Origin of the sequence: Tumidithrix elongata BACA0141 (assembly GCF_036349135.1) — a bacterium.
GTDB classification, from domain to species: domain Bacteria; phylum Cyanobacteriota; class Cyanobacteriia; order Pseudanabaenales; family Pseudanabaenaceae; genus Tumidithrix; species Tumidithrix elongata.
The window spans coordinates 16,456-29,995 of record NZ_JAZBJZ010000022.1; the positions used below are offsets into that span (position 1 = coordinate 16,456).

Here is a 13,540-nt window from a genome sequence, read left to right on the forward strand (position 1 = left end):
ATTAGATGTAGTATGCCTTGCTACAGCAATTCAACACGCATCAAAACCTGCCCATACTCGACTGGTTGCGCATTTTCAACTAGGATTTCGGCAATTCGACCTGAAACTTCTGTTTCAATTTCATTCATTAGCTTCATTGCTTCGATAATGCAGACGGTTTGCCCCTTACGCACATTATCTCCACCTTCCACAAATGGAGCTTCATCAGGAGCAGGCGAACGATAGAATGTTCCAACCATGGGTGAAACAACATCGGCTAACTTCTTAGCTGGAATAGCATCGACGATTGGACTAGGTACAACAGGAACGGGCTCATAAGTTGATGAGGTCTCAAAAGCACCTGTCGGTGGCGATAAAGAAGGCATTACCGCAATTGGCTTCGTATCGCTCTTGCGAATACTCAAGCGTAGATCCCCCGATTCTAAAGTCAGCTCTGTAATATCAGTCTGATTTAGAATCGTGATCAGTTCCCGTAGTTGCTCCAAGCTAAATTCCACCTAATTCTCTCGCCCCAGATATGAGTCATCACGAGTGTCGATCTTGATGCGATCGCCAATATTTACAAACAACGGCACCATGATTTGTGCGCCAGTTTCAACAATTGCCGGTTTAGTCCCACCAGTTGCAGTATCACCACGTAGACCTGGATCGGTTTCCGTTACTTCAAGAGCTACGGTGTTTGGTAATTCCACATCAATGACTTGGTCACCCCAACGCACCACATTGACTTCCATGCCCTCTTTGATGTATTTGACACGGGAGCCAATTTGCTCGGCACTTAATATAGCTTCCTCATAGGTAGCCATATCCATAAATACTAAATTTGCCCCATCTTTATAAGTATGCTGCACTGTGCTTTTCTCAAGCACCGCCTGCGGAACGCTCTCACCTGCTCGAAACGTCTTTTCCAACACGCTGCCAGTTTGAGCATTCTTTAGTTTAGTGCGCACAAAAGCCGAGCCTTTACCAGGTTTGACGTGTAAAAACTCAATAACACGCCAGACGCCTCCGTCAAGCTCGATCGTTACGCCAGTTCGAAAATCGTTGCTGGAAATCATTGTTAATAGATTAATAGCCAAGGCTAATTTTAGCGTAGAGATGTAACATCTGAGACAACGTACATCTTGACATTTTTCTTTTCTGGAAAACTTTGCCAAAACATCCTTCACGGCAAGGTTTTTATCATCGGCTCAGGAGAAATACAAAGAAATCAGTAAGATGCTATAGACAATCTGTATTGTCTTAAGGTAGGATTGTTAACTGTGACTAAAAAAGGAAACTGAGCAGCTAAGTTCAGGGTTTGACTTGAAAAATCGAGCGTCTTAAGTCCTGTCACACTTTAGGGTTGGCAAATGTTTCTTTCCCTAACAAAAAAGCTTGAGTGTCTGAAACTTCAACCAACGTTTCGATAGTTCTATCAGCGTTTTAAATAGTTCATCAGAGTTCTCTCAAAACCTTCACTTAGAAGCAAGGGAGTTTATCCATGTCTGTCGGAATTCTCGGAACAAAGCTTGGTATGACCCAAGTGTTTGACCAAGAGGGTAATGCTGTGCCAGTCACTGTTGTTCAAGCTGGTCCATGTACGATTACTCAGATCAAAACTGTAACCAAAGAAGGCTACCAAGCCATTCAACTTGGTTTTGGTACAACGCGTGAAAAGCTACTGACTAAACCAGAGTTAGGGCATTTAAAAAGATCTGAAAGTTCTCCAGTCAAGCATCTGAGAGAATATCTGGTTCCCGATCCAAGCATCTACGAGCTAGGTCAAAAAATTGATGTTAGTCAATTTTTTGAAGGTCAAGCGATAGATGTAACTGGTACAGGAATTGGAAAAGGCTTTGCTGGATACCAAAAGCGTCATAACTTTAAGCGTGGCCCAATGGCGCATGGTTCTAAGAATCACAGACAACCTGGATCTACAGGTGCAGGTACAACCCCTGGTCGTGTTTATCCTGGCAAAAGAATGGCCGGTCGATTGGGGGGTAAGCGCATTACTTCCAAGAAGCTGATTTTGTTTCAAATTGACGTTGAACGAAACCTACTGTTAATTAAAGGAACTGTTCCTGGCAAGCCAGGTGCACTCGTAAGTATTTCACCCGCTAAAGTCATTGGTAACGCCAAATAGTTAGTCGGACAAAACAGTAGGTTGAAAGGTAAAAGCAAAGAGAAGAAGTTATGCCTGTAGTGCAAGATTGGAAAGGAAATCAAGTTGGTGAAGTTAACCTTGAGCTTAAGGTTGCAAAAGAGTCTAGTGCCTCAGATATTGTGCATCGCGCGCTGATTAGACAGTTAAATAATGCCAGACAAGGTACGGCTTGTACGAAAACTCGTGCTGAAGTTAGAGGTGGTGGTCGCAAGCCTTGGAAGCAAAAAGGTACAGGTCGTGCTAGAGCGGGTTCGAGCCGTTCTCCCCTATGGCGTGGTGGTGGCGTGATCTTTGGACCTAAGCCAAGAGATTTCAATCTCAAAATGAATCGGAAGGAAAGACGCTTGGCATTGCGGACTGCACTTGTGAGTCGTTTAGCAGACATTATTGTGGTTGAAGATTTTACTGCTAACCTGCCGCAGCCAAAGACTAAGGAACTAGCCCAAGCTTTAAACCGTTGGGGAGTTACTTCTGAGCAAAAGGTACTGCTCATTGTCGATCAAAAGCAAGAAGTTGTTACGCTTTCAGCTCGGAATATTCCTTCGGTTACTCTTCTTGTTGCCGATCAGCTAAATGTGTTTGACATCATCAATGCCAAAAAGTTAGTGATTACATCTGCTGCCGTAGAGAAGATTCATGCGGTATATGGGACCAGCGCATCAGTAGATAGTTAGTCGTCAATAAAGTATTAGAGGAAGGAAGATATGGCTAAGATACCCACAGAATTTGATGCTCGGCGATTACCCGACATTATTCGCCGCCCCTTGGTAAATGAAAAAGCGACTCGGATGTTGGAGCTGAATAAGTACACCTTTGAAGTCGTTAAAAATGCTACCAAGCCCGAAGTAAAAGCAGCGATTGAAAGCTTGTTTTCCGTCAAGGTCATGAAGGTGAACACGCATCTGTTACCTGCAGCTACCCGACGGGTTGGCAAGTTTGCGGGCAAGCGATCGCAGTACAAACGAGCCATTGTTACTCTTGCTCCTAATGACAAAATCGACCTATTCCCTGATGTCTAGGTATCTACAAGCTTATTAAGTAGGCTTAGATTGAATTTCTAAAACTCTCCAAACGCCGATCAAAAATATTGACCCGATAAATCAAAAACTATGGGCATTCGCGTATATAAACCATACACAGCAGGTACAAGACAGTTAACTGTCTCTGACTTTGCCGAAATTACTAAATCAGAGCCTGAGAAGTCTCTCACGACCTATGTCCACCGTAAAAGAGGGCGTAATAATCGTGGTGTAATTACGAGCCGCAGACGTGGCGGTGGTCACAAGCGTCTCTATCGCATTATTGACTTCAAACGTGACAAGCGCAATATTCCTGCCAAAGTCACAGCGATCGAATACGATCCAAACCGCAATTCACGCATTGCTTTACTGGCTTATCGTGATGGAGAAAAGCGCTATATCCTTCATCCTAAGGGACTTGAAGTTGGTGCGATCGTTCAAGCAGGTGAATCTTCTCCTCTAGAAGTTGGAAACGCTCTGCCTTTGTATAGCATTCCTCTAGGTACAGTTGTCCATAATGTGGAATTGACCCCCGGTAAAGGTGGTCAGATGGTACGTTCTGCCGGAGCTGGTGCTCAAATTGCTGCTAAGGAGGGGAATTTTGTCACCCTTAAGCTTCCCTCAGGTGAAGTTCGCATGGTACGCAGAGAATGCTATGCCACGATTGGTCAGATTGGTAATTCTGACCATAGCAACCTCAGCATGGGTAAAGCAGGCCGTAATCGCTGGAATAACCGTCGCCCTATGGTCAGAGGTTCAGTCATGAACCCTGTCGATCACCCCCATGGTGGTGGTGAAGGTTGCGCTCCTATCGGTCGCAGTGGTCCTGTAACTCCTTGGGGTAAACCTACCCTTGGCTATAAGACTCGTAAGAAGAAAAAGCTAAGCAGTGCCCTGATTGTGCGCCGTCGTCGCAAATCTTCCAAACGTGGTAAGGGTGGACGTAACTCCTAGAGTTCTAGATATTAGATTCGGAAAAGCCTGAGAATAAAAGATAAAAGTTATGCCGCGATCGCTGAAAAAAGGTCCCTTTGTAGCTGACCACCTCCTGACAAAAATAGAAAACCTGAACGCCAAAGGCGACAAACAGGTGATCAAAACTTGGTCTCGTGCCTCCACGATTCTGCCTCAAATGATTGGACATACCATTGCTGTGCACAACGGTAAGCAGCATGTCCCCGTTTATGTGACCGAGCAAATGGTAGGACATAAGCTAGGGGAATTTGCACCCACCCGCACATTTAGAGGTCACGCCAAGAGTGACAAAAAGGCAAAGAGGTAGATAGAGATGATCCTTAATATTGACGAAACCCCCGCTACAGCTAAGTACATTCGGATGTCTCCTTTTAAAGTGCGTCGTGTACTCGATCAAATTCGTGGTCGCAGCTACCGCGAAGCCCTGATGGTTCTAGAGTTTATGCCCTATCGTGCCTGCGAGCCAATTACCAAAGTTCTTCGTTCCGCAGTAGCAAATGCCGAACATAATGCTGGTCAAGATCCAGCAAACTTAATGGTTAGCCAAGCCTATGCTGACATGGGACCAAGCCTAAAGCGATTCCGCCCCAGAGCACAAGGGCGTGCCTATCAAATCCGTAAGCCAACTTGTCACATCACCATAACCGTTAGACCAATGGAGGAAAAATAGTCATGGGTCAGAAGATTCATCCCACTGGTCTGCGTCTTGGCATTACCCAACCACATCTATCTCGTTGGTTTGCCGATCCAAGTCGTTACCCCACCTTAATTGCTGAAGATCATGAGATCCGTAAGTATATTGAGAAAACCCTCAATAATGCAGGCATCGCAGACATCCTGATCGATCGCAAAGCCGACCAAGTCGATCTAGAAATTCGTACCGCTCGCCCTGGCGTTGTGGTTGGTCGTGGTGGTTCTGGTATCGAGCAGTTGCGTCAAGGCTTGGTGAAACATCTCACTCAAGCAGGTTCGCTGGCAAAGTCTGGTACAAGTCAAATCCGCATTAATGTCGTCGAGGTTGCTCGCGTAGATGCAGAAGCACCTTTAATCGCTGAGTATATTGCCCAACAGATCGAACGCCGCGTTTCTTTCCGTCGGGTTGTACGCCAAGCGATTCAACGGGCACAAAGAGCTGGTGTAGAAGGAATTAAGGTGCAAATCGGCGGTCGTTTAAATGGCGCTGAAATTGCTAGAACTGAATGGGTGAGAGAGGGAAGAGTTCCTTTGCACACATTGAGAGCTGACATTGACTATTCCTATAAGACTGCCCAAACCATTTATGGCGTTATCGGCATTAAGGTTTGGATCTTCAAAGGCGAGATTATTTCTGGTGAAGAAGTAGCTCCTCCTCCTAGTCAACCGAGACGTCGGCAACAACGCCGCCCTCAGTTTGAAGATCGGTCAGGTACCGACAGTTAAATTGAGCTTTGAGAAGTTCTCTTTAACCCTAATGAAAAGTGTAACAAGCTGAAAATACTATGTTGAGCCCCCGACGCACAAAATTCCGTAAACAGCAAAGAGGTCGTATGTCTGGTCCAGCTACCAGAGGTGCGGAACTAAATTTTGGTGACTTTGCGATGCAAGCCCTTGAGCCTGCTTGGATTACCTCTCGCCAAATCGAAGCTGGAAGACGGGCGATGAACCGTTATATCAAAAGAGGCGGCAAAATCTGGATTCGCGTTTTTCCTGATAAGCCAGTCACCATGCGCCCAGCTGAAACCCGTATGGGTTCCGGGAAAGGCGCTCCAGAATTCTGGGTAGCCGTGGTTAAGCCAGGTCGTATTATGTTTGAGGTTGCCGGTGTAACCGAAGATATTGCGAAGGAAGCGATTCGACTTGCTGCTGCCAAAATGCCCATTAAAACCCGATTTATCAAGCGAGAGAAGGAGTAAATCTATGGCACTCCCTAAAGTCCAGTCTGCAAGAGAGTTATCTGACGAAGAGTTGCAATCTCAAATTTTATCTGTCAAGAAAGAGTTATTTACCTTAAGACTCAAATCTGCGACAAGGCAACCTGTCAAGCCTCATGAATTTGGTCATGCTAAACATCGCCTTGCTCAGCTAATGACTGTAGAGCGTGAACGGCAGTCAAGGGCATAGCACGTCAAGGTTTGTTGTATTTGAGGAATTAGCACAGGCTTAGTTTATAGAGGTTAGATGTATTAGGTATGGCAGTTAAAGAAAAAGTTGGTCTGGTTGTAAGCGACAAGATGGAAAAGACTGTGGTGGTAGCGGTTGAAAATCGTTCTTCTCACCCCAAATACGGCAAGATTGTTGTGAACACAAAGCGGTTTAAGGCACATGATGCCGAAAACAAGTGTCAAGAAGGCGATCGCGTTCGTATTCGTGAAACTCGTCCTCTCAGTCGCACCAAACGCTGGGAGATCGTTGAGATTCTCACCTCTATCTCAGATGCATAAGCCCGAATACCCAAGCCCAAATATAGAAGCTTGATCGCACAGACGTAAAGTTATGATTCAACAAGAAAGTTATTTAAATGTAGCTGACAACAGTGGAGCAAAGAAACTACTTTGTATCCGCGTGCTAGCTGGCGGTAATCGCAAGTTTGGTGGTGTGGGTGATGTCATCATTGCCACAGTCAAAGATGCTACTCCTAATATGCCCGTTAAAAAATCGGATGTGGTAAGAGCAGTGATTGTCCGCACCAAAAGCGCCATTCGGCGTGAGAGCGGCATGAGTATTCGATTTGATGATAATGCTGCTGTAATTATCAATCAAGAGGGGAACCCCAAAGGTACGCGGGTATTTGGGCCCGTTGCCAGAGAACTTCGTGATAAAAATTTTACGAAAATTATATCCTTAGCACCAGAGGTACTCTAGATGTTAAACAAGTTAAAATCAAAGCCCAATGGCAACCGTACTGCATTTAAGGTGCATGTTAAAACGGGTGATGTCGTACAGGTTATCTCTGGTAGTTATAAGGGCAAAGTTGGCAAAATCTTAAAGGTTTTTCCTGCAACCAGTCAGGTGATTGTTGAAGATGTGAATAATAAAACAAAGCATCTTAAAGCTCAGCGCGAAGGGGAAGCAGGACAAATCGTTACCCGCGAGTTTCCCATCCACAGTTCTAAGGTAATGCTTTACTCGGAAAAGGAAAAGAAAGCCAGTCGAGTTTGCTACACCTTTACCGATGACGGTAAGAAGGTACGGATGCTCAAAAAAACAGGTGAAATTCTTGATAAAAAGTAAGTAGCTTTGCTGCTGCATCAATACCAAGATTACTTCCTAGCTCTGAATTTCTAATCCTGACAAAGTCCAGGAAATATACAACACAACACAACAATGTCTACTAGATTTAAAGAACTTTACGAAAAACAGGCTGTGCCTAAACTGATGGAACAGTTTAAGTACACCAATATTCACCAAGTACCCAAGTTTGAAAAGGTTGTTATCAACCGTGGTTTAGGTGAAGGTGCCTCAAATGCCAAGTCTTTGGAAGCTTCTCTCGCTGAGATTGCAACCATTGCAGGTCAAAAGCCTGTGGTGACAAGAGCAAAGAAGGCGATCGCTGGCTTTAAGTTGCGTCAAGGTATGCCGGTAGGGATGATGGTTACACTTCGTCGCGATCGCATGCATGCTTTTTTAGATCGTCTAATTAACTTTTCGCTTCCTCGTATTCGTGATTTTCGCGGCGTAAGTGCTAAAAGCTTTGACGGTCGAGGCAACTATACGTTGGGTGTGCGCGAGCAGCTAATATTCCCAGAAATTAGCTATGACAGCATCGACCAAATCCGAGGGATGGATATTTCCATCATCACGACTGCGAATACAGATGAAGAGGGACGTGCGCTGCTCAAAGCAATGGGTATGCCCTTTAGAGAATAACAAGTGGGATCATAGGAGATAAAGATGGCTACGAACGATACCATTGCGGATATGCTGACACGCATTCGCAACGCCACAATGGCAAGGCATCAGGTCACAGCAATTCCTGCTACCAAGATGACACAGAGCATCGCCCGTGTACTCAAGCAAGAAGGCTACATCGGAGATTTTGAAGAAGTTGGTGAAGGGATTGACCGCAGGTTAATGCTGTCACTGAAATATCAAGGTAAGAATCGTCAACCGATTATTACAAAACTGAAGCGGGTTAGTCGCCCTGGACTGAGAGTTTACTCTAATCATCAGGATCTGCCTCGTGTACTTGGCGGCATTGGGATTGCGATTATCTCCACATCTAGAGGCATCATGACAGATCGTGAAGCTCGTCGCCAAAAGGTCGGCGGTGAAATCCTTTGCTACATCTGGTGATGGCAGCATTGGGTAATTAGGACTCAAGAATCAGAACATTTAAGTTTCTGTATTCTCAATTCTGAAGTTAGGAGTAATTATGTCTCGTATTGGAAAGCGCCCAATTCTTATCCCTGCTAAGGTTAGTGTGGCTATCTCTGGTCAAGAAGTGACTGTCAAAGGTCCTAAGGGCGAGTTAAAGCGAACCTTACCCGATCAGGTTGAAGTATCTCAGGAAGGTGAAGTACTTGTTGTCAAGCGTCGCAACGATTTGCGTCCCGCTCGTCAACAACATGGTCTCTCTAGAACCCTTGTTGCCAACATGGTACAGGGCGTTTCGGAAGGATTTCAACGCCGATTAGAAATTCAAGGTGTCGGTTATCGTGCGGCTGTACAGGGCACAACCTTAACCCTTAACGTTGGCTATAGCATCCCTGTGAAGATAGAGCCACCTGTTGGCATACAGCTAGCAGTAGAAAATAACGTAAATATTGTCGTTACTGGCATTAGTAAAGAGGATGTTGGCAATACAGCTGCTCGCATTCGCGATGTACGTCCCCCCGAAGTATATAAGGGTAAAGGTATCCGCTATGCAGGAGAAGTTGTACGTCGTAAGGCTGGTAAGGCTGGCAAGAAATAACTAGGAGTCAAGGCAACAAAGCTAAGGGGTAAATCATGAAAATAGACCGTAAGCAAGCAACAAAAAGTCGTCATCAACGCGTCCGTCGCAAGTTGTCAGGTACACCTGAACGGCCTAGACTATCTGTCTATCGCTCTAACCAGCACATCGTGGCACAGGTAATCGACGACGTAGCTCAGCATACGCTAGTTGCAGCATCTACCCTCGATCCCGAGTTAAAGCCTGAGCTTAAGTCTACAGCGAACTGTGATGCCTCTGCTAAAGTGGGGGAATTGATTGCCAAAAGAGCGATCGCTAAAGGAATTACACAAGTTGTATTCGATCGCGGTGGTAACTTATATCACGGTCGCGTACAAGCCTTGGCAGAAGCTGCCCGTGAAGCAGGTTTAGAATTTTAGAAATCAGCTTAAATCGCTTAATTTTTAAATCTCTCGATAACTTAAATTACGATAATCAGTAACTAACTCATCCACATCAGAAAAATGGCAGAACGTAGAAATAGAGATAGTAAAGGCGCCCGTGATGGCGGCAGTGGTGGCGGCGAAGGCGAAGGCCGTGACGAAAAACGTAAAGGTAAGCGGAACGAAGCAAAGAAAGCTGAGCGTAGTCGCACAGAAAAGGAATCTGAGTGGCAAGAACGAGTAGTTCAAATTCGTCGTGTTACCAAAGTGGTAAAAGGCGGTAAGAAGCTTAGTTTTAGAGCGATCGTGATCGTTGGCAACGAAAAAGGTCAAGTTGGCGTTGGCGTTGGCAAGGCAAGCGATGTGATCGGAGCCGTGAAAAAAGGCGTGTCCGATGGTAAGAAGCATTTGATCCAAGTGCCCTTAACCAAGGCTAATTCTATCCCTCATCCTAGTAATGGGGTCGGTGGTGGCGCTAAGGTAATGATTCGTCCTGCATCTCCTGGTACGGGTGTAATTGCTGGGGGTGCGGTGAGAACTGTGCTCGAACTAGCAGGGGTTAAGAATATTCTGGCAAAGCAGCTAGGTTCTGATAATCCTTTAAACAATGCCCGCGCCGCTGTGAATGCATTATCTGCTCTACGGACTTTCAGCGAAGTTGCAAAGTCTAGAGACATTCCACTTGAGCATCTCTACAACTAAGCTAAGACTAAGTTTGGAGCAGGCAGTAAACGGTTATCAGTGAGCATCGAACGACGTGATTCTTGAATAACTGATAACTGCGGCGAAAAGCCAATCGTCAAAAATTGATAACTGATAACTGATAACTGATTAGCCATGAATTTAGAAGATCTCAGACCCCAAGTAGGGGCGAAACATCGTAAACGCCGCGTCGGTCGTGGTATCTCCGCAGGTCAAGGCGCAAGTTGTGGCTTTGGTATGCGCGGTCAAAAATCACGTTCGGGTAGACCGACTCGACCTGGCTTTGAAGGTGGTCAACTCCCCCTCTACAAGCGCGTACCAAAATTGAAGCATTTCCCAATTGTAAATGCGAAACATTTCACCGTTATCAATGTTGACAGCCTGAGTGAATTACCCGCAGGCACTGAAGTCACCTTGGAGTCGCTCATGGATGCAGGCATCGTTACCCAAAACGATGGTTCTCTGCGAATCCTTGGACGTGGTGAGATTGGTGTTGCTTTAAACGTTCACGCGCACTCATTTACTGCTGGTGCAAAGGCAAAGATTGAAGCTGCTGGTGGCACCTGCACGGAAGTCTAGTCGCTTGGTAAATTGCCACAATCCACAGTGATACAGAAAAATAGTATTCTGCATTACAATACAACAAAGACACTTATCTCTCTCTTACTAGCTTCAAGGTAGGTATAGCAATGGTAGTTAGCAAAGGGAAAAACCCTACTCCTCAAGAAACATTCCTACAGATGGCACAGGCAGCTGGTCTGCGCGATCGCCTTCTGATTACGATGGGCATTCTCGTTCTAATTCGCCTAGGTATTTACTTGCCTTTACCCGGCGTAGATCGCCAGATTTTTGGTGAGGTTGTCAAAAACAATGCTGTCGTTAATTTCTTGGATATCTTTTCTGGTGGTGGTTTATCCCTGCTGGGGATCTTCGCACTAGGGATCATCCCATTTATTAATGCTTCGATTATTTTGCAACTTCTGACTGCGGCATTACCTACCCTAGAAAATCTGCAAAAGAATGAAGGTGAGGCAGGTAGACGTAAGATCTCGCAGTACACGAGATATGTAGCTTTGGGTTGGGCATTGATCCAAAGTTTAGGCATTTCATTTTGGATACAGGGAGTTGGGGCAGCTACCCAACCTGGACCTGCCTTTATGATTGAAACCATGCTTGCTCTATCGGCAGGTTCCATGTTTGTGATGTGGGCTGGTGAGGTAATTACGGAAAAAGGTGTGGGTAACGGTGCATCTTTACTAATTTTTATCAGCATTGTTGCAGGCTTACCGAGATCTTTAGGCAACACGATCGCTTTAGCGCAACAGGATAGCTCTAGGGTTGGCGGCGTAATTTTGCTGATGGTGATCTTCTTGGTCATGATCGTTGGCATCGTATTCGTTCAAGAAGGAACCCGACGTATTCCAATTGTTTCGGCACGTCGTCAAGTAGGACGTAAACAGTTTAGAGAACAAGCGTCTTACTTACCGCTGAAGCTAAATCAAGGGAACGTAATGCCGATCATTTTTGCTTCCTCAGTTCTAATTTTGCCTGCTAGTATCGGTCAGTTTTCTAACAATCCTGTGCTGGCAAATATTGCAAACTTTCTTTCTCCCAATAGCTGGGGCTATGTTGTTCTCTATTTGCTTTTAATTTTAGGGTTTAGCTACTTTTACTCTTCGCTGATTGTTAACCCTGTCGATCTGGCGCAAAACCTCAAGAAAATGGGTAGTAGTATTCCAGGAATTCGCCCCGGAAAGACAACATCTGAGTATATTGCGGGTGTTTTAAATCGTCTGACATTTCTAGGTGCTGTTTTCTTGGGTGCGGTAGCGGTGATTCCTACTGCTATAGAACGAGCTACAGGTGTCACAACCTTTAGTGGTATTGGTGCAACGTCTTTATTGATCCTAGTTGGTGTAGCGATCGAGACATCAAAACAGATTCAGACCTATGTGATCTCTCAACGCTACGAAGGTATGGTAAAGCAATAATGCCTAAAATCATTTTGATGGGGCCACCTGGTTCTGGTAAGGGTACTCAAGGCGAAATCTTATCTGCGCTATGGAATGTGCCTCGGATTGCACCGGGGGACATTTTCAGAGCAGAGATCAAGCAGGGGAGCGAGTTAGGGCTAAGGGTCAAAGCTTTTAGCGACTCGGGTCGGCTTGTTCCTGATGAGGTGGTGATCGACGTCATGCGCACTCGTTTCAGTCAACCTGACACCCAATCAGGATGGATTTTAGATGGGTTTCCTCGTACAGTGCCACAGGCAGAAGCTCTTAACGATCTTTTGGCAGAGTTGGATCAAAAATTCGATCGCGTGATTAATTTAGATGTGCCCGAGCCAGTGCTAGTTGAGAGAATCCTTTTACGCGCTCAGGAGCAAAATAGGGCTGATGATACCGAAGAGGTGATTAAAAACCGCCTTGAAGAATATTATGCAAAGACAAGACCTCTGTTAGAATTTTACGGGACTCATGTTGTTCAAATTGATGGCATACCATCTTTAGAGAATGTGACAGAGGCTATTCAACAGCAACTAGTGATCGCTTAGCGATCGGGGACTTTCTCACAAAAGTCCCTATTGATTTTTAAACCAAGTTTTTAACGGAGAGGTTATTTGTCCAAGCAAGATGCAATCGAAATGGAAGGTACAGTGACTGAGTCACTGCCTAATGCCATGTTCAGAGTCGATCTGGATAATGGGTTTAACGTACTCGCTCATATCTCTGGTAAGATTCGTCGCAACTATATCAAGATTTTGCCCGGCGATCGCGTCAAGGTAGAGCTGACTCCCTATGATTTGACCAAAGGACGCATTACTTATCGCCTGCGCAATCAGGGTGGTAAAAAGTAGCCAATCCTAAATCTTTAAATCTAGATATTTGAAGCACAAAAATGAATATTGCTTTTCAGGCAAGTACTTTTAGATAGTTGATATCTTGTGAGTACTTGCCTTAGTTGTTGATATCAGAAAACTTTATCCAATGACTGCAAGCTCCTGCATCGGCGGAATTTTGGCGACAATCCCCTTTTTAAGCGGAGCAGGTCTTTCTGACCAAGGCAGGCTACCGTCGGATTGCGTAGCATATTTACTGGCACAGACTAAGATGGCTGATGCAGTAGTCGCGAGGGATGCCGCATCCACAGGGAGATCGCCAAACAAATAGGTGTATTTTCCTTCAGCGGCGATCGCTACAACACAGGGACGATTGCAAGCACTCATGCATTCAACAGACTGAATTAAGAAGTTTGAACTCAAACTCCAACTTTGATTGAGCTTGAGCAACTCGTCTAGTAGTAGCTGCCCGCCACTAGTACCAACCCGTTTGCCATCTTTCCAAATACTGGCACAGGTCGTGCAAACAAATAATTTATGAACCATCTATACCTCGCAGATGTATTT

25 protein-coding genes are annotated in these 13,540 nt (G+C 45.3%); 21 read left to right on the forward strand and 4 right to left on the reverse strand.

Annotated features, from left to right (window positions below; translation table 11 throughout):
- Positions 1-20 precede the first annotated feature (20 nt).
- A complete protein-coding gene (gene accB, locus V2H45_RS07610; RefSeq protein ID WP_408648751.1) occupies positions 21-497 on the reverse strand; it encodes an acetyl-CoA carboxylase biotin carboxyl carrier protein in 477 nt (158 codons plus the stop codon).
- Positions 498-1,058 carry an elongation factor P gene (gene efp / locus V2H45_RS07615; protein WP_330483078.1) on the reverse strand — a complete coding sequence of 187 codons (561 nt, stop codon included), beginning with the start codon at positions 1,056-1,058 and terminating at the stop codon, positions 498-500.
- Positions 1,059-1,483: 425 nt separating this feature from the next.
- Between efp and rplC the strand changes: the two genes are divergently transcribed.
- The 17 genes from rplC to rpsE all read left to right on the forward strand — a co-directional run bounded on the left by rplC (position 1,484) and on the right by rpsE (position 10,134).
- The gene (rplC, locus tag V2H45_RS07620; protein WP_330483029.1) at positions 1,484-2,125 is read left to right on the forward strand and encodes a 50S ribosomal protein L3; all 642 of its coding nucleotides are present in this window, start codon (positions 1,484-1,486) and stop codon (positions 2,123-2,125) included.
- Positions 2,126-2,175: 50 nt separating this feature from the next.
- Positions 2,176-2,820, forward strand: a complete 645-nt coding sequence (gene rplD, locus V2H45_RS07625; protein ID WP_330483030.1) for a 50S ribosomal protein L4 — start codon at positions 2,176-2,178, stop codon at positions 2,818-2,820.
- Between the two features lie 30 nt (positions 2,821-2,850).
- The gene (locus tag V2H45_RS07630) at positions 2,851-3,165 is read left to right on the forward strand and encodes a 50S ribosomal protein L23 (RefSeq protein WP_330483031.1); all 315 of its coding nucleotides are present in this window, start codon (positions 2,851-2,853) and stop codon (positions 3,163-3,165) included.
- Positions 3,166-3,255: 90 nt separating this feature from the next.
- On the forward strand, positions 3,256-4,119 hold the full coding sequence (rplB, locus tag V2H45_RS07635; protein WP_330483032.1) for a 50S ribosomal protein L2: 864 nt from the start codon (positions 3,256-3,258) through the stop codon (positions 4,117-4,119).
- Positions 4,120-4,168: 49 nt separating this feature from the next.
- The gene (gene rpsS, locus V2H45_RS07640; RefSeq protein ID WP_330483033.1) at positions 4,169-4,447 is read left to right on the forward strand and encodes a 30S ribosomal protein S19; all 279 of its coding nucleotides are present in this window, start codon (positions 4,169-4,171) and stop codon (positions 4,445-4,447) included.
- A 6-nt stretch (positions 4,448-4,453) separates the two neighbouring features.
- Positions 4,454-4,810 carry a 50S ribosomal protein L22 gene (gene rplV / locus V2H45_RS07645; protein WP_330483034.1) on the forward strand — a complete coding sequence of 119 codons (357 nt, stop codon included), beginning with the start codon at positions 4,454-4,456 and terminating at the stop codon, positions 4,808-4,810.
- Positions 4,811-4,812: 2 nt separating this feature from the next.
- Positions 4,813-5,559, forward strand: a complete 747-nt coding sequence (gene rpsC / locus V2H45_RS07650) for a 30S ribosomal protein S3 (RefSeq protein ID WP_330483035.1) — start codon at positions 4,813-4,815, stop codon at positions 5,557-5,559.
- A 59-nt stretch (positions 5,560-5,618) separates the two neighbouring features.
- Positions 5,619-6,032, forward strand: a complete 414-nt coding sequence (rplP, locus tag V2H45_RS07655; protein WP_330483036.1) for a 50S ribosomal protein L16 — start codon at positions 5,619-5,621, stop codon at positions 6,030-6,032.
- A 4-nt stretch (positions 6,033-6,036) separates the two neighbouring features.
- Positions 6,037-6,240 (forward strand): 50S ribosomal protein L29, encoded by a 204-nt coding sequence (rpmC, locus tag V2H45_RS07660; protein ID WP_330483037.1) that lies wholly within the window; start codon positions 6,037-6,039, stop codon positions 6,238-6,240.
- A 68-nt stretch (positions 6,241-6,308) separates the two neighbouring features.
- Positions 6,309-6,560 (forward strand): 30S ribosomal protein S17, encoded by a 252-nt coding sequence (gene rpsQ, locus V2H45_RS07665; protein ID WP_330483038.1) that lies wholly within the window; start codon positions 6,309-6,311, stop codon positions 6,558-6,560.
- A 52-nt stretch (positions 6,561-6,612) separates the two neighbouring features.
- The gene (gene rplN, locus V2H45_RS07670; protein WP_330483039.1) at positions 6,613-6,981 is read left to right on the forward strand and encodes a 50S ribosomal protein L14; all 369 of its coding nucleotides are present in this window, start codon (positions 6,613-6,615) and stop codon (positions 6,979-6,981) included.
- Positions 6,982-7,350, forward strand: coding sequence for a 50S ribosomal protein L24 (gene rplX / locus V2H45_RS07675; protein WP_330483040.1), 369 nt, complete (start codon positions 6,982-6,984; stop codon positions 7,348-7,350).
- A gap of 93 nt (positions 7,351-7,443) precedes the next feature.
- Complete coding sequence (rplE, locus tag V2H45_RS07680; RefSeq protein ID WP_330483041.1) at positions 7,444-7,986, forward strand: 50S ribosomal protein L5; 543 nt, start codon at positions 7,444-7,446, stop codon at positions 7,984-7,986.
- Between the two features lie 24 nt (positions 7,987-8,010).
- Positions 8,011-8,412 carry a 30S ribosomal protein S8 gene (gene rpsH / locus V2H45_RS07685; RefSeq protein ID WP_330483042.1) on the forward strand — a complete coding sequence of 134 codons (402 nt, stop codon included), beginning with the start codon at positions 8,011-8,013 and terminating at the stop codon, positions 8,410-8,412.
- Positions 8,413-8,491: 79 nt separating this feature from the next.
- On the forward strand, positions 8,492-9,031 hold the full coding sequence (gene rplF / locus V2H45_RS07690; RefSeq protein WP_330483043.1) for a 50S ribosomal protein L6: 540 nt from the start codon (positions 8,492-8,494) through the stop codon (positions 9,029-9,031).
- Positions 9,032-9,066: 35 nt separating this feature from the next.
- Positions 9,067-9,429: a 50S ribosomal protein L18 gene (rplR, locus tag V2H45_RS07695; RefSeq protein ID WP_330483044.1), complete on the forward strand. Its 363-nt coding sequence runs from the start codon at positions 9,067-9,069 to the stop codon at positions 9,427-9,429.
- Positions 9,430-9,513: 84 nt separating this feature from the next.
- Positions 9,514-10,134 (forward strand): 30S ribosomal protein S5, encoded by a 621-nt coding sequence (gene rpsE, locus V2H45_RS07700; RefSeq protein ID WP_330483045.1) that lies wholly within the window; start codon positions 9,514-9,516, stop codon positions 10,132-10,134.
- Here rpsE and V2H45_RS07705 read toward each other — a convergent pair.
- Positions 10,131-10,271: a hypothetical protein gene (locus V2H45_RS07705; protein ID WP_330483046.1), complete on the reverse strand. Its 141-nt coding sequence runs from the start codon at positions 10,269-10,271 to the stop codon at positions 10,131-10,133. The genes rpsE and V2H45_RS07705 overlap by 4 nt on opposite strands.
- Here V2H45_RS07705 and rplO point away from each other — a divergent pair.
- From rplO to infA, 4 genes are all read left to right on the forward strand, one after another.
- On the forward strand, positions 10,270-10,713 hold the full coding sequence (gene rplO, locus V2H45_RS07710) for a 50S ribosomal protein L15 (protein ID WP_330483047.1): 444 nt from the start codon (positions 10,270-10,272) through the stop codon (positions 10,711-10,713). The two genes, V2H45_RS07705 and rplO, sit on opposite strands and share 2 nt — an antisense overlap.
- A gap of 110 nt (positions 10,714-10,823) precedes the next feature.
- Positions 10,824-12,125 carry a preprotein translocase subunit SecY gene (gene secY, locus V2H45_RS07715; RefSeq protein ID WP_330483048.1) on the forward strand — a complete coding sequence of 434 codons (1,302 nt, stop codon included), beginning with the start codon at positions 10,824-10,826 and terminating at the stop codon, positions 12,123-12,125.
- Positions 12,125-12,688: an adenylate kinase gene (locus tag V2H45_RS07720; RefSeq protein ID WP_330483049.1), complete on the forward strand. Its 564-nt coding sequence runs from the start codon at positions 12,125-12,127 to the stop codon at positions 12,686-12,688. The genes secY and V2H45_RS07720 overlap by 1 nt, the downstream gene beginning before the upstream one ends.
- Positions 12,689-12,754: 66 nt before the next feature.
- Positions 12,755-12,991: a translation initiation factor IF-1 gene (infA, locus tag V2H45_RS07725; RefSeq protein ID WP_330483050.1), complete on the forward strand. Its 237-nt coding sequence runs from the start codon at positions 12,755-12,757 to the stop codon at positions 12,989-12,991.
- 123 nt (positions 12,992-13,114) lie between these two features.
- On the opposite strand, the gene V2H45_RS07730 is transcribed toward infA, so the two are convergent.
- Positions 13,115-13,519 carry a DUF1636 domain-containing protein gene (locus V2H45_RS07730; RefSeq protein WP_330483051.1) on the reverse strand — a complete coding sequence of 135 codons (405 nt, stop codon included), beginning with the start codon at positions 13,517-13,519 and terminating at the stop codon, positions 13,115-13,117.
- Positions 13,520-13,540 lie beyond the last annotated feature (21 nt).

What these genes read in the sequence shown, in the direction of transcription:
- efp (WP_330483078.1), bottom strand. Translation starts at nt 1,058, where the DNA reads ATGATTTCCAGCAACGATTTTCGAACTGGCGTAACGATCGAGCTTGAC.
- rplV (WP_330483034.1), top strand. Translation starts at nt 4,454, where the DNA reads ATGATCCTTAATATTGACGAAACCCCCGCTACAGCTAAGTACATTCGG.
- secY (WP_330483048.1), top strand. Translation starts at nt 10,824, where the DNA reads ATGGTAGTTAGCAAAGGGAAAAACCCTACTCCTCAAGAAACATTCCTA.
- rpmC (WP_330483037.1), top strand. Translation starts at nt 6,037, where the DNA reads ATGGCACTCCCTAAAGTCCAGTCTGCAAGAGAGTTATCTGACGAAGAG.
- rplO (WP_330483047.1), top strand. Translation starts at nt 10,270, where the DNA reads ATGAATTTAGAAGATCTCAGACCCCAAGTAGGGGCGAAACATCGTAAA.
- rpsQ (WP_330483038.1), top strand. Translation starts at nt 6,309, where the DNA reads ATGGCAGTTAAAGAAAAAGTTGGTCTGGTTGTAAGCGACAAGATGGAA.
- rplP (WP_330483036.1), top strand. Translation starts at nt 5,619, where the DNA reads ATGTTGAGCCCCCGACGCACAAAATTCCGTAAACAGCAAAGAGGTCGT.
- rplB (WP_330483032.1), top strand. Translation starts at nt 3,256, where the DNA reads ATGGGCATTCGCGTATATAAACCATACACAGCAGGTACAAGACAGTTA.
- V2H45_RS07705 (WP_330483046.1), bottom strand. Translation starts at nt 10,271, where the DNA reads ATGGCTAATCAGTTATCAGTTATCAGTTATCAATTTTTGACGATTGGC.
- rpsH (WP_330483042.1), top strand. Translation starts at nt 8,011, where the DNA reads ATGGCTACGAACGATACCATTGCGGATATGCTGACACGCATTCGCAAC.
- rplE (WP_330483041.1), top strand. Translation starts at nt 7,444, where the DNA reads ATGTCTACTAGATTTAAAGAACTTTACGAAAAACAGGCTGTGCCTAAA.
- V2H45_RS07720 (WP_330483049.1), top strand. Translation starts at nt 12,125, where the DNA reads ATGCCTAAAATCATTTTGATGGGGCCACCTGGTTCTGGTAAGGGTACT.
- V2H45_RS07630 (WP_330483031.1), top strand. Translation starts at nt 2,851, where the DNA reads ATGGCTAAGATACCCACAGAATTTGATGCTCGGCGATTACCCGACATT.
- rplD (WP_330483030.1), top strand. Translation starts at nt 2,176, where the DNA reads ATGCCTGTAGTGCAAGATTGGAAAGGAAATCAAGTTGGTGAAGTTAAC.
- rplN (WP_330483039.1), top strand. Translation starts at nt 6,613, where the DNA reads ATGATTCAACAAGAAAGTTATTTAAATGTAGCTGACAACAGTGGAGCA.
- rpsC (WP_330483035.1), top strand. Translation starts at nt 4,813, where the DNA reads ATGGGTCAGAAGATTCATCCCACTGGTCTGCGTCTTGGCATTACCCAA.
- V2H45_RS07730 (WP_330483051.1), bottom strand. Translation starts at nt 13,519, where the DNA reads ATGGTTCATAAATTATTTGTTTGCACGACCTGTGCCAGTATTTGGAAA.
- rpsS (WP_330483033.1), top strand. Translation starts at nt 4,169, where the DNA reads ATGCCGCGATCGCTGAAAAAAGGTCCCTTTGTAGCTGACCACCTCCTG.
- rplR (WP_330483044.1), top strand. Translation starts at nt 9,067, where the DNA reads ATGAAAATAGACCGTAAGCAAGCAACAAAAAGTCGTCATCAACGCGTC.
- rplC (WP_330483029.1), top strand. Translation starts at nt 1,484, where the DNA reads ATGTCTGTCGGAATTCTCGGAACAAAGCTTGGTATGACCCAAGTGTTT.
- rplX (WP_330483040.1), top strand. Translation starts at nt 6,982, where the DNA reads ATGTTAAACAAGTTAAAATCAAAGCCCAATGGCAACCGTACTGCATTT.
- rpsE (WP_330483045.1), top strand. Translation starts at nt 9,514, where the DNA reads ATGGCAGAACGTAGAAATAGAGATAGTAAAGGCGCCCGTGATGGCGGC.
- rplF (WP_330483043.1), top strand. Translation starts at nt 8,492, where the DNA reads ATGTCTCGTATTGGAAAGCGCCCAATTCTTATCCCTGCTAAGGTTAGT.